At 62.9% G+C, this 20,891-nt stretch carries 17 protein-coding genes; 6 read left to right on the forward strand and 11 right to left on the reverse strand.

The window, feature by feature from the left end:
* Nucleotides 1-54: 54 nt before the first annotated feature.
* The 5 genes from uvrC to E0L29_RS07350 form a co-directional block, all read right to left on the reverse strand.
* Nucleotides 55-1,947: an excinuclease ABC subunit UvrC gene (gene uvrC, locus E0L29_RS07330; protein ID WP_131357033.1), complete on the reverse strand. Its 1,893-nt coding sequence runs from the start codon at nucleotides 1,945-1,947 to the stop codon at nucleotides 55-57.
* Nucleotides 1,948-2,062: 115 nt separating this feature from the next.
* Nucleotides 2,063-3,859, reverse strand: coding sequence for a sodium:solute symporter family protein (locus E0L29_RS07335; RefSeq protein WP_131357036.1), 1,797 nt, complete (start codon nucleotides 3,857-3,859; stop codon nucleotides 2,063-2,065).
* Between the two features lie 60 nt (nucleotides 3,860-3,919).
* A complete protein-coding gene (locus E0L29_RS07340; protein ID WP_131357039.1) occupies nucleotides 3,920-4,177 on the reverse strand; it encodes a DUF4212 domain-containing protein in 258 nt (85 codons plus the stop codon).
* 180 nt (nucleotides 4,178-4,357) lie between these two features.
* Entirely contained in the window at nucleotides 4,358-4,837 is a 480-nt protein-coding gene (locus tag E0L29_RS07345) for a DUF302 domain-containing protein (protein ID WP_242664311.1), read from the reverse strand.
* A gap of 212 nt (nucleotides 4,838-5,049) precedes the next feature.
* Entirely contained in the window at nucleotides 5,050-6,186 is a 1,137-nt protein-coding gene (locus E0L29_RS07350; protein WP_131357042.1) for a hypothetical protein, read from the reverse strand.
* A gap of 376 nt (nucleotides 6,187-6,562) precedes the next feature.
* On the opposite strand from E0L29_RS07350, the gene E0L29_RS07355 reads away from it, so the two are divergent.
* Entirely contained in the window at nucleotides 6,563-7,069 is a 507-nt protein-coding gene (locus E0L29_RS07355) for an NUDIX domain-containing protein (RefSeq protein WP_131357045.1), read from the forward strand.
* Between the two features lie 90 nt (nucleotides 7,070-7,159).
* Here the strand turns inward: E0L29_RS07355 and E0L29_RS07360 are convergent, their stop codons facing one another.
* The 3 genes from E0L29_RS07360 to abc-f form a co-directional block, all read right to left on the reverse strand.
* Nucleotides 7,160-7,705, reverse strand: coding sequence for an acyloxyacyl hydrolase (locus E0L29_RS07360; protein WP_131357048.1), 546 nt, complete (start codon nucleotides 7,703-7,705; stop codon nucleotides 7,160-7,162).
* Nucleotides 7,706-7,753: 48 nt separating this feature from the next.
* Nucleotides 7,754-8,677: an aspartate carbamoyltransferase catalytic subunit gene (locus E0L29_RS07365; RefSeq protein WP_131357135.1), complete on the reverse strand. Its 924-nt coding sequence runs from the start codon at nucleotides 8,675-8,677 to the stop codon at nucleotides 7,754-7,756.
* A 103-nt stretch (nucleotides 8,678-8,780) separates the two neighbouring features.
* Nucleotides 8,781-10,736 (reverse strand): ribosomal protection-like ABC-F family protein, encoded by a 1,956-nt coding sequence (gene abc-f, locus E0L29_RS07370; protein WP_131357051.1) that lies wholly within the window; start codon nucleotides 10,734-10,736, stop codon nucleotides 8,781-8,783.
* A gap of 280 nt (nucleotides 10,737-11,016) precedes the next feature.
* Here abc-f and E0L29_RS07375 point away from each other — a divergent pair, with 280 nt between their 5' ends.
* The 3 genes from E0L29_RS07375 to E0L29_RS07385 are packed head-to-tail and all read left to right on the forward strand — an operon-like array spanning nucleotide 11,017 to nucleotide 15,233.
* On the forward strand, nucleotides 11,017-12,300 hold the full coding sequence (locus E0L29_RS07375; RefSeq protein ID WP_131357054.1) for a TolC family protein: 1,284 nt from the start codon (nucleotides 11,017-11,019) through the stop codon (nucleotides 12,298-12,300).
* Complete coding sequence (locus tag E0L29_RS07380; protein ID WP_131357057.1) at nucleotides 12,284-13,255, forward strand: HlyD family efflux transporter periplasmic adaptor subunit; 972 nt, start codon at nucleotides 12,284-12,286, stop codon at nucleotides 13,253-13,255. The genes E0L29_RS07375 and E0L29_RS07380 overlap by 17 nt, the downstream gene beginning before the upstream one ends.
* Nucleotides 13,248-15,233 carry an ABC transporter permease gene (locus E0L29_RS07385; protein WP_242664312.1) on the forward strand — a complete coding sequence of 662 codons (1,986 nt, stop codon included), beginning with the start codon at nucleotides 13,248-13,250 and terminating at the stop codon, nucleotides 15,231-15,233. The genes E0L29_RS07380 and E0L29_RS07385 overlap by 8 nt, the downstream gene beginning before the upstream one ends.
* A gap of 377 nt (nucleotides 15,234-15,610) precedes the next feature.
* Here E0L29_RS07385 and sucC read toward each other — a convergent pair whose 3' ends face one another.
* Complete coding sequence (gene sucC, locus E0L29_RS07390) at nucleotides 15,611-16,786, reverse strand: ADP-forming succinate--CoA ligase subunit beta (RefSeq protein WP_131357063.1); 1,176 nt, start codon at nucleotides 16,784-16,786, stop codon at nucleotides 15,611-15,613.
* A 131-nt stretch (nucleotides 16,787-16,917) separates the two neighbouring features.
* Between sucC and E0L29_RS07395 the strand changes: the two genes are divergently transcribed.
* Complete coding sequence (locus tag E0L29_RS07395; RefSeq protein WP_131357066.1) at nucleotides 16,918-17,379, forward strand: nucleoside deaminase; 462 nt, start codon at nucleotides 16,918-16,920, stop codon at nucleotides 17,377-17,379.
* A gap of 6 nt (nucleotides 17,380-17,385) precedes the next feature.
* On the opposite strand, the gene E0L29_RS07400 is transcribed toward E0L29_RS07395, so the two are convergent.
* Together E0L29_RS07400 and E0L29_RS07405 are read right to left on the reverse strand one after the other, a co-directional pair.
* Nucleotides 17,386-18,417, reverse strand: a complete 1,032-nt coding sequence (locus E0L29_RS07400) for a hypothetical protein (RefSeq protein WP_131357069.1) — start codon at nucleotides 18,415-18,417, stop codon at nucleotides 17,386-17,388.
* An 85-nt stretch (nucleotides 18,418-18,502) separates the two neighbouring features.
* The gene (locus tag E0L29_RS07405) at nucleotides 18,503-19,762 is read right to left on the reverse strand and encodes a nitronate monooxygenase (protein ID WP_131357072.1); all 1,260 of its coding nucleotides are present in this window, start codon (nucleotides 19,760-19,762) and stop codon (nucleotides 18,503-18,505) included.
* Nucleotides 19,763-20,089: 327 nt separating this feature from the next.
* Between E0L29_RS07405 and gpmA the strand changes: the two genes are divergently transcribed.
* Nucleotides 20,090-20,833 carry a 2,3-diphosphoglycerate-dependent phosphoglycerate mutase gene (gene gpmA / locus E0L29_RS07410; protein WP_131357075.1) on the forward strand — a complete coding sequence of 248 codons (744 nt, stop codon included), beginning with the start codon at nucleotides 20,090-20,092 and terminating at the stop codon, nucleotides 20,831-20,833.
* Nucleotides 20,834-20,891 lie beyond the last annotated feature (58 nt).

Genomic DNA, 20,891 nt, shown 5'->3' on the forward strand with positions numbered 1-20,891 from the left:
AAATATACGAGAAATATCCGAACAACAACAGGACGGCTTTCCGTTCCGGGGTCATCAGGGATGGTAGTGGCGGAAAATCGACACGCCCTTGACGCTTCCGGCGACGGCTGAGAGTTCCTCCTGGCTCGCGGCGGCTACTCCTTCGACGGAGCCGAATCGCTCGAGGAGGGCGAAGGCGGTCTTTTCGCCTATTCCGGGAATCGAGGTAAGCCCCGTCTGCAGGGTCCGCTTCCGGCGCAGGTCGCGGTGGAAGGTGATGGCGAAGCGGTGCGCCTCGTCGCGCAGCTGCTGCAGCAGCTTGAGGGCCGGCGAGGTCTTCGGTATGTTGTAGGGGAGGGACGAGCCCGGCACGAAGACCTCCTCGAGCCGCTTGGCGAGCCCGATGACAGGGATCTTCAGGCCGAGTTCGTCGAGCACCGCTTTGGCGACGGAGAGCTGGCCCTTGCCGCCGTCGACGACGATGAGGTCCGGCATGGGAAGCTCTTCCTGGAGCGATCCGCCGTAGCGGCGGCGGAGCACGGTCTCCATGGCTGCGTAGTCGTCTGAGCTCCCCGTTCCGCAGGCCTCTTCGAGCTCCTGAAGGCGGAACTTCCGGTAGGCCTTCTTCATGGGCTTGCCGTGCACGAAAGAGACCATCGAGCTGACATAGTCGGAGCCCTGGAGGTGCGAGTTGTCGAAACACTCGATCCGGCGCGGCGCGTGCTGGAGGCGCAGCGACTCCTGGAGGGCCGTTACCCCGTAGTGTTCGCGCGCCGCCTCTCCCCGTTTCTGCTTCTGCACCAGGTATTCGGCGAGGTGGTGCCGGGCGTTCTGGCGGCACATCTCGACCAGCTGGGCCTTTTCGCCGATACGGGGTACCGTGAACTTCACCTGCCGGCGCCGCTCTCCGCCCGCCTCCTCACGGTCATGGGCGATCGCACGCAGGCTTTCGCTCTCCTCCTCTCCGAGCGGGACCGGGAGCAGCACCTCGTCCGGCATGGGTTCGGGAGACTTGAGGTAGTGGTCTTCGAGCACCCGCAGCAGCAGGGCGTCCTCGGCTTCGCCGGCGGTGTTGGTAAGGGTGAACTGCCTCGCTCCGAGCATCTTGCCCTCCCGGATGCGGAAGACCACCCCGCAGGCCTCGTCCCGGCCCGGGGCGACGGCGGCGACGTCGCGGTCGAGGCCGTCCTGGGCCACGATCTTCTGGCGGTCGGCGTAGCGCCGGAGGCTCTGCAGCTGGAGCTTCAGCTCTGCCGCCTCCTCGAAGCGCAGCGCTTCTGCCGCCCGGAGCATCTTTTCCTGCAGCTCACGGAGGAGCCCCGAAGTGCGTCCCTTGAGGAGGCGTACGATCTCTCCGATCATCTCCAGGTACTCCTCCTCGTCCTGGAGCCCTTCGCAGGGGCCCTTGCACTTGCCGATATGGTAGTCGAGGCAGAGCTTGTATTTTTTTCGGGCGATGTTTTCCGGAGTAAGGCTGTAGCGGCAGCTGCGGACCGGGAAGATGGAGCCGATGAGCTCGAGGATCGAGCGCAGCTGGCCGGCTTCGGTGTAGGGGCCGAACCAGGTCGAGCCGTCGCGGGTGCGGTTGCGCGAGATGAAGATGCGCGGGAAGGGTTCGTTTGAGATGACGAGCCAGGGGTAGGTCTTGTCGTCCTTCAGGTTGACGTTGTAGCGGGGCCTCTGCTCCTTGATGAGGTTGTTCTCGAGGATCAGCGCCTCGACTTCCGAGGAGGTGATGATGATCTCGATATCTGCGATATGGCCGACGAGCACCTGCGTCTTGCCGGTGAGCTGGCGCGGGTCGCGGAAGTACGAGCGCACCCTCGAGCGGATGTTCTTGGCCTTGCCGACGTAGATCACCCGTCCGGCGGCGTTCTTGAACTGGTAGATGCCGGGGGCGGTCGGCAGCGAGGCGACTTTCTCCTGCAATGCCCTCGGGGCGGCGTTGGTCTCGATGTCGGCTGCCATCTGCGGGGGCGTTCTTCTGGATTCGGGGCGTTTGGTCGTTGTCTCTTCGACTTGAAAGTAAACAAAAAAAAAGGCGCGGTTGGTTCCGCGCCTTTTTTTCTTTCCGGGTGTTCCGTCAGTGGCTGGAGGCTTCTCCCGCGCCTTTCGGGTAGCGGAGGCTGTCGACCAGGTCCTGGATCTCCTGCGGAGGTTCCGGGGTGACGCGGGACACGACCATGCTGACAACGAGGTTGACGACAAGGCCGATGGTGCCGATGCCTTCCGGTGAGATGCCCATGAGCCAGTGCTCGGGGTTGTTGAGCTCCGGGTGCATGAACTTGAAATAGACGATGTAGGCAGCCGTGAAGATGAGGCCGCTCAGCATGCCGGCGATCGCTCCCTCCTTGTTCATCCTCTTCGAGAAGATGCCGAGGATGATGATCGGGAAGAACGAGGCGGCGGCAAGGCCGAAGGCGAACGCGACCACCTGCGCCACGAATCCCGGAGGATTGATGCCGAAGTAGCCGGCGATCACGATGGCGATGGCCACGGCGATGCGTGCGAAGAGCAGCTCCGATTTCTCGCTGATGTTCGGGTTCAGCTGCTTTTTGATGAGGTCATGCGCGACCGAGGTCGAGATGACGAGCAGCAGGCCCGCGGCGGTCGAGAGCGCTGCGGCAAGGCCGCCGGCAGCGACGAGCGCGATCACCCAGTTCGGCAGCTTGCCGATTTCGGGGTTGGCCAGCACCATGATGTCGCGGTCGATATAGAGCTCGTTCTGGTTGTCGGTCGGAGCGTTCGAGAGCAGCATTTCTCCGCTCTGGCCGGTCTGGCCGGTGAAGGTGGGCTTGCCCTCGAACGGATCGCCGCCGTTGGCGTTCTTGCCGAGGTACTGGATGGCGCCGTCGTTGTTTTTGTCCATCCATGCGAGCAGGCCGGTCTTCTCCCACTTCTGGAACCACTGGGTCTTGGGATCCTCAGCGAGCTTCGAGTAGCTGGTGTTGCTGACCGTGTCGATCAGGTTGATGCGGGCGAAGGTCGCAATGGCCGGCGCAGTGGTGTAGAGCAGGGAGATGAAGATCAGCGCCCAGCCGGCCGAGATGCGCGCGTCGCGGACCTTCGGTACGGTGAAGAAGCGCACGATCACGTGCGGAAGGCCGGCGGTACCGACCATCAGCGCGAAGGTGATGGCGAAGACGTCGATCATCGGCTTGGAGCCGTCGGTATAGGCCGAGAAGCCGAGCTCGCGGTGCAGCCCGTCGAGCTTGTCGAGCAGGTGGACGCCGTCGGCGCCCGCGCCGCCGAAGCCGAGCTGCGGGATCGGGGTGCCTGCGATCATCATCGAAAGGAAGATGGCCGGAACCATGTAGGCGAAGATGAGGACGCAGAACTGTGCCACCTGGGTGTAGGTGATGCCCTTCATGCCGCCGAGCACGGCGTAGAAGAAGACGATCGCCATGCCGATGAAGATGCCGGTGTTGATGTCGACCTCGAGGAAGCGCGAGAACACCACGCCGACGCCGCGCATCTGGCCGGCCACGTAGGTGAAGGAGACGAAGATGGCGCTGATGATGGCCACGGTGCGCGCGGCGTTCGAGTAGTAGCGGTCACCGACGAAGTCGGGGACGGTGAACTTGCCGAACTTGCGCAGGTAGGGGGCCAGGAGGAGCGCGAGCAGCACGTAGCCGCCTGTCCAGCCCATCAGGTAGACGGAGCCGTCATAACCCATGAAGGAGATGAGGCCCGCCATCGAGATGAACGATGCCGCCGACATCCAGTCGGCCGCGGTCGCCATGCCGTTGAGGACCGGCGGAACGCCGCCTCCGGCGACATAGAATTCTTTCGTGGAACCCGCCTTCGCCCACACCGCGATTGCGATGTAGATGAGGAACGTGATGCCCACGATGATGTATGTCCACATTTGTACATCCATAGCGGTAAACGGTTAAGGTTTTGTTGTGTGTGCTTTGAAGTGTGTTTCCCGGTAGGCCCGTCAGTCCTCGCGGACGTCGAACTTCTTGTCGAGCCGGTTCATCAGCGCGACATAGACGAAGATCAGGACGACGAAGGTGTAGATCGATCCCTGCTGGGCAAACCAGAAGCCGAGCTTGAAGCCGCCCACATGAATGGTGTTGAGCTGGTCTACAAGGAGAATCCCGAACCCGTACGATACGACAAACCAGACCGTCAGCAGACCGACGAGGTAGCTGAGGTTGATTTTCCAGTACTCCTGGAGTTTTCCTTTTTCCATGGATGGTGTGGTTTATGGTTGTTGTGGCGTGCCTGCAAAAAAAGACATAACAGTAAGTTAATGAAAAAGTTCCTTCATATGGAAGCAGCGCAACGATTGTTGAATGGGGGAGAACAAAAAGCCCGAAAGTACCGCGTGATTTCGGGCACTTTCGGGCGTGGAACGGTGGGTGGGGAGTGCTTATTCGGCGATGACCGGGGCGAGCATCCGCTCTTCGTCGGCGGCGACGCTGCCTCCCATGACCCTGGCGATGTTGCCGCCGAAGATCTTGGCCATGAGCCCCATGTTCATGCCGGTGATATAGATTTTGTCGCCCTCGCCTTCATAGACGCCCCAGGCGCAGGGCATGAGGGTGGAGACCTCGGGGTTGGTGGCGAGTACCTCCTGGGCGTACTTGGCGTTGCAGAGTTCTACGATGCTGACCTGCTTGTCGAGCGTGACCCCCTGCTTTGCGATGGATGCGGTCATGTTGCGTGTTGCGGGCGACTGCCAGTCGTTGGCTTCGATCGAGTTTTTCAGTGCGGCGCAGGTCTCCTCCACGGTCGCGTAGCGGCTCTCGTGGGTGGTGAGCATCATTGAGGGCATCATCTGCATGGCCAGAATGCCGGTGAGGATGACGCCGGCGATGAGTCCGGCAATGAATGTGACGGCTTTGTTCATGGTGGTAGCGGTTTTGTCGTTCGGGAAGAGATGCACTTGCGCCTGCCGTGTTGTCCGGCCAGTAACTTTCAATGTACTGCGGAATCGCGTTTCAGGCAAATGCCCGAAACGGCAGGAGTGGGTTCGTGATGGCAGGATAAGAAGACGGGAAAAAGAAAAGGCCGCCCTTCTGAGGCGGCCTTTTGCTCGTGCTTCAGGTGTAGGGTCTACACTTAGAAGTTGACGGTTGCCCAGAGCTCGCAGCGCAGCGTGCTGGTGTCGCTGTCGGTGGTTGCGGTCTCGGTGGACTTGGTCAGCCAGCGGAGGGTCGGCTGCAGGTTGAAGCTGCCGGCTGCGGACTCGTAGACGTTGTACTTGTACTGCGCCCACACGAAGGTGTTCGAGTAGTCGGTGTTGGTCTTGTTGTCCGCTGCAGGGTTGTAGTCGACCCATGCCATGAAGGGGCCGTACTCGCCCTTCAGGCGGTAGACTGCTGCATGGTAGTCAGCACCGTTGTCCTCGCAGAACGTGTAGAACGCGCTGCCGGTCAGTTTCAGATCGTCTCCGACAGGTACGGATGCGGTTGCACCGAAGGTCCAGGGCGTCACATCTTTTGCAAAGGTGACATCCGTGGTTGCCGGAACATAGCCGTTTACCGCATTGGTGGCAAAAGCGGTCGCAACCTTAGTCTGATCCCAGACGTCGGTGTTGCCGATCACGGTGACCATCTGCGGTTCGATGGTGATGTCGCCGACGTTCATCTTGTAGGAGAGGTGCACGCCGTAGCCGTCATTGAACAGGCCGCCGTCAGTATTTACGCTGCCTGCAATTGCAGTGATCGGAGATTCGTTGTCGAGCACGAGGACGGTGGCGTTGAGGTCGCCGTCACCGAGCTTGGTGCCGTAGTTGACGCCGTAGCCGCGGTCGAAGTTGATGTTGAAGACCGGGGTGTCCAGGGCCTGCGTCGGATAGAGCGAGAGGTCGAGGATCGGGTTGTTGAAGCTGTTCAGCGGCATGCGGCCCATCATGTAATGGCTGTCCTGCATCATGCGGCCGAAGTAGAAGTTCGAGATGTCGACGGTGATGGCCTCATGGTTGCCGTAGCCTACGGTCTGCCAGCCGCCGGCGATGTTGCCTTCCTCGTTCATCAGCATGGTCTTGAAGAAGTAGCCCTGGCCGAGGTCTGCCGCGCCCTTCAGGCGGATCCTGTACTGCCACTTGACGTCGTCAGCAGTGGTTCCGGTATCGTTGTCGTTGAACTCCGTGCGCATGCGGATGCTTGCGTCTCCGCCGATTTTCAGCTCAGCCTGCGCGGGGGATGCGTATGACAGTACTGCAAACATTGCAGCAAGCGATAGCATTTTTTTCATGTGTCGGTCTCCGTTAGGTTGTGTGTGTGCGTTGCAGAGAAAAATGGCTCCGTCCTCCCCTGGGTGGCCGGGAACCGGACAAGAAAAAAAGAACACGTGTGCTTGTACTTAACACTAAAGGTAAATAGAACAATACGAAAGGCGCAAATTAATTTTTCCGGGGGCCCAGCTGTATGGTATTTGGATTATATGATTATTATACAAGGATTTGTGCCGGGAGAGCGGGGTTTTTACGCTTCCCCCGGAGATGTTTTTTTTCTTGTAAGTGCTGTTTCTGGCGCCCGATGAAGGCGGAAACCGATCGTTTTTCGCTCGGTTTTTCCGATTCTCGGGTGTCCGAGGAGACCCTGAACCCGATATATATGGAGGTGTGTACATGGGAAACGTGACGCTGCGCGTCAGCGCACTCTGCATCCGGGACGGCAGCGTCCTGCTCATTGAACACAAGAGCTTCGCCGCAGGCGATCCGGCTTTTCCCGAGAGCTACTGGATACTTCCCGGCGGCGGGGTCGAGCGGGGAGAGACGCTCGAGGACGCCGTGCGGCGCGAGATGCAGGAGGAGACCGGGCTCAGCTGCCGGGTCGGCCCCCTGATCTTCGTCAAGGAGCTCCTCTACCCCTATCCCGGAGCGCCCGGCCAGGGCAGCCGCCACCACTCCCTTTCGCTCGGATTCCACTGCGAGGTGACGGGAGGCGAGACCATCACGGGCCGCGATCCCGAGTATCCCGACGACCGGCAGATGATCATTCGGGTCGACTGGCTGCCGATTTCGGAGCTCAGCCGCTACGAGCTCTATCCTCCGTTCCTCGCCGACTACATCCGCAAAGGGGCGGCGTCGGGGTTCGAGGGCGCCGCGCCGGAGTTCTTCGACTCCCTCCTCTAGTCCGCCGGCTCCTTCCCCTCCTGTCTATAATGAAGAAAGCCGCGGTTGCTGCCGCGGCTTTCCTCGTATTCCTGTTTTCCGTTCCGGTTCTCAGAACTTGTGTCCGAACCGGATGCCGATGTTGTCTATCCCAGGGTTGGGATCGGCCGTGTTGGCGTTGGAGATGTGGTCCATCATAAGCGAGACCCTGTTGCAGGGGTTCAGGTTGTAGCCCGCCTCGAGTGCCAGGCGCAGGAGGATTGCGCTGCCGAGGTTCTTGCCGGTCTCGCTGTTGGCCGAGAGTCCGACGGCGGTGTCGAAAAAGACGCCGTTCTTCCATTCGTACTCCCAGACGCCGCCGCCGTAGATGTGGCTGGTATCGCCGCAGCTGTTGAGCGATGCGCCGAAGTTCGGGCGCAGCGCGCCGCCGAGCATCTCCTGCTCGGGGGTGAAGACGAGCTCGGCATTGATGTCGACGCCGTGCTCGGAGGGAACGGCCCCCCAGAGGTTGATGTCGGTGTCGTGGGCGAGTACGCCGACGCGCATTTCATGCAGCCAGCTGCTTTCGGCCTGGGCCGATGAGGGCGCAGAGAGGAGGCAGAGGGCGGCGGCGAGCAGGATTCCTTTCTTTTTCGATTTTGCTTTTACGGGGGTCATGATGGGACTGTTTATGGTTGTGTGTGGTGTGTGGGTACTAAAGGGTTGTCAGGCCAGCAGCGTCTTGAGCACGGCCATGCGGACGGCGACGCCGTTGGTGACCTGTTCGAGCAGCATGCTTTTCGAGTAGCCGGGCGGTTGGATGCGGTCGGCCACGCGGTTGGAAATCTCTATTTCGCGGTTGATCGGGCCCGGATGGAGCACGAGCAGGTTCTTCTTCAGGCGCTCGAGCCGTTCGTCGGTGAGTCCGTAGTGGACCGAGTACTCCTGGAGCGAGGGCAGGTAGCCGCCGCTGGCGCGCTCGAGCTGGAGGCGCAGCACCAGGGCGGCGTCGGCCCACTCGATCGCCCGGTCGAGGTCGGTCAGGAGCCGGACGCCCATTTTTTCGGAGTCGGGCGGCAGGAGGGTCACCGGGCCGCAGACGGCGACTTCGGCGCCCATCGCCAGGAGGCCGTGGATGTTCGAGCGGGCCACCCGGCTGTGGAGCACGTCGCCGACGATGACCACCCTGAGCCCTTCGATCCGGCCGAAGTGCTCGCGCAGGGTGAACATGTCGAGCAGGGCCTGGGTGGGGTGCTCGTTCGAGCCGTCGCCGGCGTTGACGACCGGGCGGCGGGTGATGCGGCTGATGAACTCGGCGCTGCCGGAGGCGCTGTGGCGCAGGACGAAGGCGTCGACCTGCATCGCCTCAAGATTCTTTATCGTGTCGCTGAGGGTCTCTCCCTTCGTGACGCTGCTCGTCGAGGCGCTGAAGCCGAGCGTGGAGGCTCCGAGGTTGCGGGCCGCAAGCTCGAAGGAGAATCGGGTACGGGTCGAGTTCTCGAAAAACACCAGTGCGATCCTCCGGTCCCGGAGGGAGGGGGAGAAGGATGGGGAAGCCGAGACGAGCTCCTTCTTGAAGCCTTCGGCCGTATCGAGCAGTCCGGCGATCGTACCGGAGTCGAGCCCGCATAGTCCCGTGAGGTGCTGCAGTGCCGGCATGGGAGTGTTCTTGTTGTATATGCGACGGTTTCGTGTTAAATGTATGAAATTTTTGGCGTTCAGGAAGTACCTCCGTCGGGGCGTTTTTTTCCGCCTACCCGCCGGCTTCTTCCCACTCGCCGAAGAGTTTCTCGAGCTCGTCGCCGAGGGCGTGGTAGCGCTGGAGCGTCGCGGCGCTCTCCTCCTGGCTCTTGAGGTAGAAGTCCTCCTCGGCCATCCGGGCCTCCAGCTGCGCTTTCTCCTGCTCGAGGCGGCTGATCTCCTTTTCGATGGCGGCGATCTTCTTCACGTTCTTCTTCTTCGGAGCCGGTTTCGCATCCGCTGCCTTCGCCTCTGCCTTTCGGGCCGCCGCTCCGGCTTTCTGGGTTTCGGTTTCCCGCGCTTTCTCCTCCTCGAGCTGCTTCTCTGCTTTTTCGAGGTACTCGGCGTAGGTGCCGAGGTAGAGTCGGACGGTGCCGTCGCGGAGCTCGACCACCTTGTTGACGAGGCTGTCGAGGAAGTAGCGGTCGTGAGAGACGAGCAGGAGCGTGCCGTCGTAGTTCTCGAGCGAGTCGATGAGCATCTCCTTCGATCGCATGTCGAGGTGGTTGGTCGGTTCATCCATGACGAGCAGGTTCGAGGCCTGCAGCAGGATGCGGGCCAGGGCCACCCTCGACTTCTCTCCTCCCGAGAGTACCTTGATCTTCTTTTCGATGGCGTCGCCGCTGAAGAGGAAGCAGCCGAGGATGTCGCGCACCTTCTTCTGCGCCTCGGCCGAGGGCGCAGAGTCGAGCATCTCGCGGTAGATGCTCTTTTCGGGGGCGAGCGTGTCGGTCTGGTGCTGGGCGAAGTAGTTCATCGAGACGTTGTGGCCGACCTTCAGCGCCCCCTCGAAGTCGATCTCCTCGGCCAGGATCCGGCAGAAGGTCGTCTTGCCGGCGCCGTTCGAACCGACGATGGCGATGCGGTCCCCGCGCATGATCTCCAGGTCGATATCCTTCAGCACCTCCCTCACCGTGCCGTCCGGCAGGGGGAAGCTCTTCGAGACCCCTTCGAGGCGCATTACCTCGCGGCCGGAGGGCTGGGCCTTCGGGAAGCGGAACGAGATCTGCGAGAGGTCCTCCTCCGGGCACTCGATCTCCTTTTCGAGTTTCTCCATCTGGCGCAGGCGGCTCTGGGCCTGGCGCGCCTTGGTCGCCTTGGCGCGGAACCGGTTGACGAACGACTGCAGCTCGGCGAGCTTCTTCTTGTCGTTCTCGTACTTGCCCATCATGAGCTCGAAGCGCTCGGCCTTTTCGGTTTCGTAGCGCGAGTAGTTGCCCTTGTACTCGTCGATGCGGTGGAAGGCGATCTCGAGCGTCTTCGTCGTCAGCTTGTCGAGGAAGAATCGGTCGTGCGAGACGATGACGAAGCTGTGCTCGTACTGCTGGAGGTAGTTCTCCAGCCAGCGGAGCGAATCGATGTCGAGGTGGTTGGTCGGCTCGTCGAGCAGGAGCAGCGTGGGGTTCTGGAGCAGCAGCTTGGCGATGTGCAGCCGCATCTGCCAGCCTCCCGAGAACGACTTGACCTTCTTGTGGAAGTCGATCTCGCTGAAGCCGAGGCCCGAGAGGACCTTTTCGGCGTCGGACTGCATCGTGTAGCCGCCGAGGTGCTCGAATTCGTGCATGGCGTCCGAGTAGCGCTCGATCAGGTCGTGGTAGGCAGCGCTCTCGTAGTCCTGGTCGGGGATGGCGAGCTCGTGCTCCATCGAGGCGATTTTCCCGGAGAGCGCATAGAGGCGCTGGTTGGCCTGCAGGGCGTATTGCAGGGCGGTCTTTTCCAGGTCGCCGGCAAAGGAGATCTCCTGCGGCAGGTACCCGATGGTGGTTTCGGCGGACTTGATGAACTGCCCGTCGCTGATGAGACCGGAATCGGCCGGCGTGGTTCCGCTGATGAGCTTGAGGAGGGTGGACTTGCCGGTTCCGTTCAGTCCGACAAGGCCGACGCGGTCCTTGTCGCCGACGCGGAACGACGTGCCGGAAAGCAGTTCCTTGGTGCCGACGCTGAGCGAGAGGTTGCGCGCTTCAAACATGGTGGGTGTGTCCTTCGGTAACAGTCAATGGTGGTGTTTCTGGCAGTGAAGGTACAGATTTTTTCGTTCATATGCCCCTCCGGCTTTCCCCCCTTCTGGCGTTCGGCCAGGATGGGGATCCGGAAAGATGTAACGGAAATATTGCAATCCGGATTGCGGGAAGTATGTTTCTTTGAACGTTCATGCACGTGTGCGCAAAATTTCAGCGTATCGGGCGTCCAAGCAGCGAAGGCCGGTATCGGGCCGGCCGCTGCAAACTGAGTCTTCCCCCATTGCACCAATGAGACGTTTCGCCATCCTCTGCTTCATGACCGGCTGCATGGCCGTTCTTCCGCCGTCCCTCCGGGCCGCAGACGCCGTCGGCTGGCGGGAGTGCGTCCGCGAGGCCCGCCAGCGCCATCCCGACCTGGCTTCGGCAAGGGCCCTGCTCAGCCAGGCGGAGGCGGAGCGCCGCATCGCCGGCTCGGCCCTCCTTCCTTCGCTCTCGCTTTCGGGTTCCCTGGCCTCCGGAGCCAGCACCGGAAGCGGGGCCGGATGGTCCGCCTCCACCGGTTCCTACTTCCTCTCGGCGCGCCAGCTCATCTATGACGGCCGGAAGAGTTCGAAGCTCAAGAGGGCGTCGGAGGCGACGCTCGGGGCCCGCGAGCGCTCCCTTGCCGGCGTGTCGGCCGACGTGCGTTTCCTGCTCCGCAGCGCCTATACCGGCCTTCTGAAGGCCCAGGAGCTGGTTTCCCTTACCGGGGAGATCAGGGACCGCCGCCGGAGCAACGCGCGGCTCATCGCGTTGCGCTACCGCGCGGGCCGGGAGCACCTGGGTTCGCTCCGCCGGGCCGAGGCCGACCTTGCCGAAGCGGAGTATGAGGTGGCACAGGCCCGGCGCGGACTCGAGCTCGCCCGTTCGCTGCTCTCCTCCGCACTCGGGCGCCGTGAGCGCAGCCCGCTGAGGGTTGCCGGGTCGTTCGAGGCCGAAGAACCGGCTGCCCCGCCCGCTCCCGATTTCCCGGCCCTTGCCCGCAGGAACCCCCTGGTGCTCGAGCTCGAAGCCAACCGCAAGGCCGCCTCCTATGGTCTCGCCGCGGCCGAGAGCGCGTTTTCGCCCGAGCTCTACCTGGCATCCTCTGCCGGAAAGGGCGGCATCGGCGACTGGCCGCCGGAGAATACGGAGTGGAGCGCCGGCATCGATCTTGCCGTGCCGATCTATGAGGGCGGAGCCGGCCGGGCGCGGGTCTCGAAGGCCCGGGCCGTGCTCGGAGAGGAGGATGCCCTGCTGGAGAGCGGCATGCTCGGGGTGCTCGACCTGCTCGAGGAGCGCTGGAAGTCGTTCATGGACGCGCGCGGACGGCTCGCCGTGCGGAAGAAATACCTCGAGGCGGCCGTCGAGCGCTCGAGGATCGCCGCCGCCCAGTATTCGAACGGGCTGATCTCGTTCGACGACTGGGTGATCATCGAAGACAACCTTGTCAGCGCGAAAAAGGAATTTCTCAACGCCGGAGCCGATCTCTGGATCGCCGAGGCTGCATGGATACAGGCAAAAGGAGGAGGACTTGATGAAATCGAAGGGTAGATGGGCCTCGGTCGGCGCCGTGGCGCTGATCGCGGCGTCGGCGGCGTTCTTCGCCGTTTCCGGCGGGAGGGAGCCTGAAAAGAAGCCCGAGGTGGTTGCGGCGGCGGTCGGCCGGATCGTCTCGAAGGTGTCGACGACGGGCGAAATCGAGCCCCGCAACCGGCTGAAGATCCTCCCTTCCGTCGCCGGCAGGGTGGAGGAGGTGCGCTGCGTCGAGGGAGAGGAGGTCCGCAAGGGCCAGGTGCTCGCGCTGCTCAGCTCCAGCGAGCGGGCCGCGCTGCTCGACGCCGCGCGCCTGCAGGGGGGCGAGGAACAGTCCTACTGGAAGTCGGTCTACCGCGAGACCGCGGTCCTGGCACCGATCGACGGCCAGATTATCGTGCGTTCCATCGAGCCGGGCCAGACCGTGACCTCCAGCGACTCGCTCTTCGTGCTCTCCGACCGGCTGATCGTCAAGGCCTATGTCGACGAGACCGACATCGGCCGCGTCCGCCTCGGCCAGAAGGCCGTGATCGGGCTCGACGCCTATCCGGAGATCCGCCTCCGGGGCAGGGTCGGGCACATCTATTTCGAGTCGCACCTGCAGAACAACGTCAACATCTACTATGTGGACGTGATTCCCGAGAGCGTGCCGGAGGTCTTCCGCTCGGGAATGAGCGCCAACATCGACATCATCGTCCGAGAAAAGAACGACGCGCTGCTTGTTCCCGCGGCGGCCGTCATCTCGCGCAGCGGCCGCACGACGGTGCTGCTCGAAGGCGGAAAGGACGGCCTCGGGACCCCGTGCGAGGTCGAGACCGGAATCAGCGACGAGGGGCGGGTGGAGATCGTCCGTGGAATCGGGGAGGGCGCGAGGGTGCTCATCCCCGATGCCTCGATCGTCCTTCCCGGGGGGAACGGGGGATCGAACCCCTTCCTGCCGAAGAAGAAGAAAAAGAAGAAGAACGGTGAGTGAGGCGCTGCTCGAACTCCGCGACGTCCACCGCACCTACCGGGTAGGGGAGAGCGACGTGCAGGCTCTTCGCGGCGTTTCGCTCAGGGTGCGGCGCGGGGAGTTCGTCGCCATCATGGGTCCGTCGGGCTCCGGCAAGTCCTCGCTGATGCACATCCTCGGCCTGCTCGACAACCCCGACCGGGGGGAGTACCGCATGCTCGGCGAGGACGTCGGCCGGCTCTCGGAAGACGAGCAGGCCGGGGTGCGCAACCACGTGGCCGGGTTCGTCTTCCAGCAGTTCCATCTCCTCAGGCGCATGTCGATCGTCGACAACGTGCGCCTCCCGCACATCTACAGCGGCATGAAGGGCGACTTCCGGCCCGAGGCGCTCCGAAGCCTCCGCAAGGTTGGCCTCGAGCACCGGCTCGACCATACCCCCTCCCAGCTCTCCGGCGGAGAGCAGCAGCGGGTGGCCATCGCCCGTGCGCTCATCCGCGACCCCATGATCATCTTCGCCGACGAGCCGACCGGCAACCTCGATTCCAGGAACTCCCGCGAGATCATGAAGATCCTCGAGGGGCTGCACCGTGAGGGGCGCACCATCGTGATGGTGACCCATGAGGACGAGATCGCAGCCTACGCCGGCCGGATCATCACCATGCGCGACGGCCTGGTGGTCTCCGACGAGCACCGTCCCTCCGGGGAGCCTGTGGCGGGGGAGCTTCCCTCCGACGCCGCGTCGCCGCAAGCGATGATGCACGCCTCCCGCGCGGTTCCGGCGTGGCGGGACGGCCGCTTCGCCGCGTTCGCCCGCCAGGCCCTGCAGGCCATCCTCGCCAACAAGGTGCGCTCGTTCCTCTCCGTGCTCGGCATCTTCGTCGGCGTGGCTTCGGTCATCGCCATGATGGCTCTCGGCGAGGGCGCCAGGGCGTCGATCCGCGAGGAGATGAAGTCGCTCGGCTCCAACCTCCTCTCCGTCAGGGGCGGTTCGGCCAAGATCCGCGGCGCGGCCCGCGGCGACGGAGCCGTCGCCCGCTTCACCCTCCGCGACGTCAGGGATATCGCCGCCATGCGTGGCCTCGTCAAAAGGGCCTCGGGGAGCGTCAACGGTTCCGCACGGCTGGTCTACCGGAACCGCAACTGGAGCGCGACGCTCGACGGGGTTGGTTACGATTACGGCCTCATGCGCGCGACCGTCCCCGCGATAGGGCGTTGGTTCACTCCGGAGGAGATCCAAAGGCGCGACAAGGTCGCCGTCATCGGCGCTACCGTCGCCCGGGAGCTTTTCGGCCGGTCGAACCCCGTCGGCCAGACGATCAAGATCAACCGCATCAACTTCAGGGTCGTCGGCCTGGCTCCTCCCAAAGGGTTCTCCACGCACCGCGACCAGGACGACATCGTGCTCATTCCGGTCACCACCGCCATGTACCGGGTGCTCGGCAAGGATTACCTCGACCGCATCTACGTCGAGGTGGAGAGCGCCGGCGCGATCGATGCCGCGAAGGATGCCGTCTCTGCGCTCATCATGAAGAACCACCGGCTCCGGGACAGCGACTCCTTCAACATCCGCGACATGACCGAGATCCAGGAGATGCTCTCGAGCACGACGCAGACGATGAGCATGCTGCTCGGTTCGATCGCGGCCATCTCGCTCCTCGTCGGCGGTATCGGCATCATGAACATCATGCTGGTCTCGGTCAGCGAGCGGACGCGCGAGATCGGCCTTCGCAAGGCCATCGGCGCCCGCCGGAGCGACATCATGCTGCAGTTCCTCGTCGAGTCGGTCGGCATGACGCTCAGCGGCGGCCTTCTCGGCGTCCTGGCCGGCGCCGGCATCTCCTCGATGCTTGCGGCTTTTGCCGGCTGGGCTGTCCAGACCACCCTCTTCTCCATACTCTTGGCGACCGTGTTCTCGGCACTCGTCGGCATGTTCTTCGGCATCTGGCCGGCCCGGAAGGCGGCCGCTCTGAAGCCGGTTGAGGCGCTGCGCTACGAATAATCCGAAAAAAGTTTTTTTTCGTGCAAGGTTTTTCCCGGTGGGGCGTCCTACTCTATGAAGGCCGGTGAAATGGTTGCACCGGCCCTCCGCTGAAAGGCATGTGTGTGCTTGGACGTGTGTTGTGTTGTGTGTGATGTGTGGTTGGATTTCAGCAGCAGTTCTTTCCCTTGCTACCGAATGCTGATGTGATGTGAGTTGACGTGTGATTGATGCGTGATCGATGCTGAGGCCGGAAAGGGTTGTTGTTGGAGTGGACAGGGACGGAGGGTTGTGCTCCGTCCCTGTCTTTTTTTATGCCCTCCCTGAAAACGGGCTCCAAAAGAAAAACCCCGGCGAGTGCCGGGGTTTCCTTTTTGTCATGCAGTGGCCGGACGGGCTCAGGCCGAGAGCGCCTGGTTGACCTTCTGCGCCGCGTCCCTGAGGCCGTCTGCGGCGATCAGGTTGAGGCCGGATTCGTCGAGCATCTTCTGGGCGATGTCGGCGTTGGTGCCCTCGAGGCGGACGATCACCGGAAGGTCGAGGCCGATCTTTTTCGCCGCTTCGATGATCCCCCCTGCGACACGGTCGCAGCGGACGATGCCGCCGAAGATGTTGACGAGGATCGCCTTGACGTTCTTGTCGCTGAGGATGATCTTGAACCCCTCTTCGACCGTCTGGGGGCTCGCTCCACCGCCGACGTCGAGGAAGTTGGCGGGACGTCCGCCGGCAAGCTGGATCATGTCCATGGTCGCCATGGCCAGGCCCGCGCCGTTGACCATGCATCCGACGTTGCCGTCGAGGCGGACGTAGTTGAGGTTCGATTTCGAAGCCTCGACCTCGAAGGGATCCTCTTCGGAGACGTCGCGCAGCTCGATGAAGTCCTTGTGGCGGTAGAGGGCGTTGGAGTCGAAGTTGATCTTGGCGTCGAGTGCGAGCACCCGGCCCTCCTTGGTGACGACGAGCGGGTTGATCTCGGCAAGCGCCGCGTCGATCGAGGTGTATGCGTTGTAGAGCGCGGTGATGAAGCTGACGGCGTTGCGGAACTGCTCACCCTCGAGTCCGAGGAAGAACGCCGCCTCGCGGGCCTGGAATCCCTGGAGGCCGAAGCGGGAGTCGACCTGGATCTTCAGGAGCAGCTCGGGGGTCTCTTCGGCGACCTTCTCGATCTCCATGCCGCCTTCGGTCGAAATCATGAGCACGTTGTTCGAGGTCGCGCGGTCGAGGGTGATGCCGACGTAGAACTCGCGGTCGATGTTCATGCCTTCCTCGACGAGCAGGCGGCGGACCTCCTTGCCCTCGGGGCCGGTCTGGTGGGTGACGAGGGTGGTGCCGAGCATCTGCGATGCGATCTCCTGGGCCTCTTCGGGGGACTTGGCGAGCTTGACGCCGCCCGCCTTGCCGCGGCCTCCGGCATGGATCTGGGCCTTGACGACCACCACGGGGCTGTCCTGCTCGGCGAAGAGCTGCTCGGCGGCCTGCTTGGCCTCCTCAGCCGAATAGGCGACGATGCCTTTCGGAACGGCCACCCCGAATTTCCTCAGGATATCCTTGCCCTGATATTCATGAATGTTCATATTGGTTGCACTCTTTGGTTACAGAGGGTTTTCGTGCGCATCCGGCAGGGGACAAAGCGAGTTTTGCGCATAAACTTTAGTATAGTAAAATTTAGCCGTACGGTAAAACATTAATACGGGTCGACACTGCTATGGATTTCACCACTTTCATGGATATGGCCTTCCGGGAGGCCGAGAAGGCTTTCGAGCGCGGGGAGGTGCCGGTCGGCGCCGTGGTCCTCGATGCTTCCGGCCACGTGGTCGGCCGCGGCCACAACCAGGTCGAGGCCCTCTCCGACGCCACCGCCCATGCTGAAATCATCGCCCTCACCTCGGCCATGGCGACCATGGGCAACAAGTACCTCCAGGACTGCACCCTCGTCGTGACGATGGAGCCCTGCCCGATGTGCGCCGGGGCGATCGTCAACGCCAAGGTCGGACGGGTGGTCTTCGGCGCCTACGACCCGAAGATGGGGGCTTCGGGTTCGGTGCTGAACGTCACCGGGTGCCGGGCGCTGAACCACCAGCCGGAGGTCTACGGCGGCATTTCGGAGGCCCGCTGCCAGGCCCTCCTGCAGGAGTTCTTCACGCGCCTTCGCAGCCGCAGCAACTGAAGCGGATCAGGAGCGCGGCTCTCCCCCCTCTTTTTCGGTCGAGATGTTCTCGCGGATGATGTGCTTGACGGAGTTTGCCAGGTGCGAGATCAGTCCTTCGGCGATGCCGCCTCCTCCGGGGGTCGGGACCGTGTCGAGGCTTTCCAGCCCCGCTTTCTTCACCGCCTGGCTGATCGTCACCGAGAGCACGGGGTTGCACTCCCTGACGATTTCCTTGAGCATGAAGGCCGCTTCGAACATGCTCTGCTGCACGATCTCCCTCTGGTCCTCCTCCGTCGTCATCTGGCACCGGCGCGCCGTGATCATGCCGGCAAGGCAGGTCAGGTAGGCGTTCGTCGAGCCGGCCATGAAAAGGTTGAGGAAGAACGGGGTGAGCAGGTTTCCGGCCGGCAGGAGCGAGGAGAGCGTGTTGCTGAACGAGGACTGGATGATCGGCTTGATGTGGGCCGGGATCTCCTCCTTCTGGAAGTCGGAGAGCGGCAGGAGCTCATAGACCCCTCTCGAAAGCTCGATGAACTCCCTGAAGTTCTGTTCGCGGTGGTGCATGGTGTAGATGCGCCAGATGAGGCGCATCATGTTGAAGAGTGAGGTCGTCGTTCCGTAGGCGGTGCTCTGGGCGAAGGCGCCGACGAAGAAGTTCTTCGTGGCCATCTCCTTCGTGGCGCCGAGGGCGTCGGCTTCGAGCAGCTTGAGGTTGGTCCTCACCCAGCGCAGCTCGCTGCGTTTGCCCCGCGGATCGGGATGCGCCGGGTGTGCCGGCATGCGCGATCCCATCCATCGGGCGTACGATGCCATCTCCTTCGAGGCCTCGTCTTTCGGCAGCGGCGGACGGCGGGGCCGTGAAAGGAAGCGGAGGGCGGCGGTGAGAAGCCAGAGGAGGACGCCGGCCGAGAGTGCGGTGAAGCCGATGCCTCCGTAGGGGACGAGCGCTTCGAGGAGCCGTGCCGCGGAGGCGATCTGGTTGAGGGTGAAGACCGCCAGGAGCAGGACTGCGGCGGCCATGAAGGCGTAGAGGAGTGCCCGTGCTTTCTGTTTCATGCTCCTGTCCCCCCTGTGTCGCTTATGGTTGCCGGAAAGCCTGCCCTTTCCGCAATGTACGGCTTCTTCGGGGAAAAGTCCCCTTTCAGCCGGCGGCGGGCGGTTCGGGAAGGCGGATCGACTGGTCCTCGCTGTGCTGGTAGTCGAGGAAGACGGCTTCCGCCGGCGGAAGCTGCCAGCTTCCGTCCTGAAGGCGGTTGGTGGTCTCCTTCAGCCGGTAGGTGGTGTGGCCGCAGGTCCAGCAGTCGTATTTGGCCATGCCGGTGCAGAGGCAGGTCTTCTCTTCGACCCGGATCGGCTCGCCCGGCTTGCGCTCGCTGAGCGCCTTGTAGTAGGCGTCGATGTAGGTGCACTTCCCGCCGTTCTCGAGCAGGTAGCCGAGTCCCTCGCAGTTCGGCTTGATGGCGTAGCGGAGGGTGGGGGAGTGGCGGAGCATCCGCATCGGGTAGCCGGTGGTGGAGGCCATGTTGATGACGATGTCTTCCTCTTTGGCGTTGAGGTACTCCTGCTTGACGTTGTCCGGCAGGCCGGATTCCTTCGTGATGGTGAAGCGCGTCGCAACCTGGACGGCTCCCGCCCCCTCGCTGAGGTAGGTGGCCGCGTCGGTGCCGGTGAAGATGCCGCCGGCCGGAATGACCGGGATCCTGAGCCCTTCCCCTTTCAGGAATGCGAGGACCTCGGTGAAGATGGTGTGGAGGTCGAACTTCTTCCAGTCGTCGGGGCCGAAGCCGAGGTGGCCGCCGGCCAGCGGGCCTTCGACGATGATGTAGTCGGGGAGCCGTTCGAGCTTCAGGGCGCGCTTGAGGAAGATGGAGAGCGCGCGGACCGAGGAGATGATGATGCCGAGCTTGACGTCGCGGAAGCGCGGGTGGTCCTGGATGAGGTCGAGGGTGCGGAGGTTGAGCCCGGCGGCCAGCGTAATGCCGTCGATGCCGGCGTCCATGGCGGCACGCAGGCGCACCTTCAGCGTCTCCGCGGCGCCGTTCATGGTGAGCTTCTCCATGCAGTTGAGGAAGATGGCGCCCTTGCCGCTCTTCTTCGAGACGGTATGCTCGACGTACATCTTCTGGGCTTCGGCGACCTCGCCGAGGTCGAACTTCACACGGCTCTTGTCGGGGCTGTCGGAGAACTCCGCATACCGCTTGCGCTTGCTGCTGACGAATGAGGTGTTGAAGATCCGGTCGCAGATGTATCCGTTTTCCGCGTCCGAGATATGGCCGATACCGCCGAGCCTTTCGGCCGCCAGGGCCAGCTCGGTCGTCGAGATGTTCACGCCCATGCCGCCGATGATGATCGGCACATACTCCTTCTCACCCAGCTTCAGCCTGAAATTATCTACCTTCATTGTCCTGTGTTAAATCGGGATATGCGTGCGTTTACTCTTTGCCCCATCCCCCCTGAGGCCGGGGGCGGCGGACGGTCCTCCGCCAAAAATTATTTAAGATATCACATTTTGCACATTAAATCTACAGTCAATTCGGAGAAAAGCCGCGCATTCTTCCTGCCGGCTTCGTTGCCGGGCCGCCCCCGTCCCGATATATTAATCCTGTTTGAGAAAAGATGGGGAGATTGTTAAATTAAGGGCCAATCTGAAAACGGGGCCCATGGCGCCGGAGACGGGCGTGCCGGCGGTACGCCGTGTAACTCTTATCAACTTCCTGAAGGGGGCATTATGATCAAACTGGTTTTGTTGCGGCATGGAGAGAGTCAGTGGAACCTCGAGAACCGGTTCACCGGCTGGCACGACATCGACCTGACGGAGAAAGGCCGACAGGAGGCCCGTAACGCCGGCAAGCTCATCAGGGAGGAGGGGATCGTCTTCGACGTGGCCTATACCTCCGTCCTGAAGCGGGCCATCCGCACCCTCTGGACCGTGCTCGACGAAATGGACCAGATGTGGCTGCCGGTCGAGAAGACCTGGAGGCTCAACGAGCGCCACTACGGCGCCCTGCAGGGACTCAACAAGGCCGAGACCTCCCAGAAGTACGGCGAGGAGCAGGTGCTCGTCTGGCGCCGCAGCTACGATACGCCGCCGCCGGCCCTCGCGCGCGACGACGAGCGCTGGCCGGGAGCCGATCCGCGCTACCGGGGTATGGCCGAGGGCGAGATCCCGCTCAGCGAGTGCCTGAAGGACACCGTCGCGCGTTTCCTCCCGTTCTGGCACGAGACCATCGCCCCCCAGATCAGGAACGGCAGGAGCGTGGCCATCGTCGCCCACGGCAATTCGCTGCGCGCCCTCGTCAAGTATCTCGACGGCATCTCCGAAGAGGACATCGTCGGCCTGAACATCCCTACCGGCATCCCCCTCGTCTACGAGCTCGACGACGAGCTGAAACCGATCCGAAGCTACTATCTCGGCGACCAGGAGGCCGCCATGAAGGCCGCCGCTGCCGTCGCGAGCCAGGGGAAGGCCTGATGTCGAGGGGGTGAGGAGTTTCATCTGAAAAACCTTATATTCCGCACCTCGGCCGCGA

It is taken from the genome of Chlorobium sp. N1 (assembly GCF_004332115.1).
In the GTDB taxonomy this organism is placed as follows: domain Bacteria; phylum Bacteroidota; class Chlorobiia; order Chlorobiales; family Chlorobiaceae; genus Chlorobium.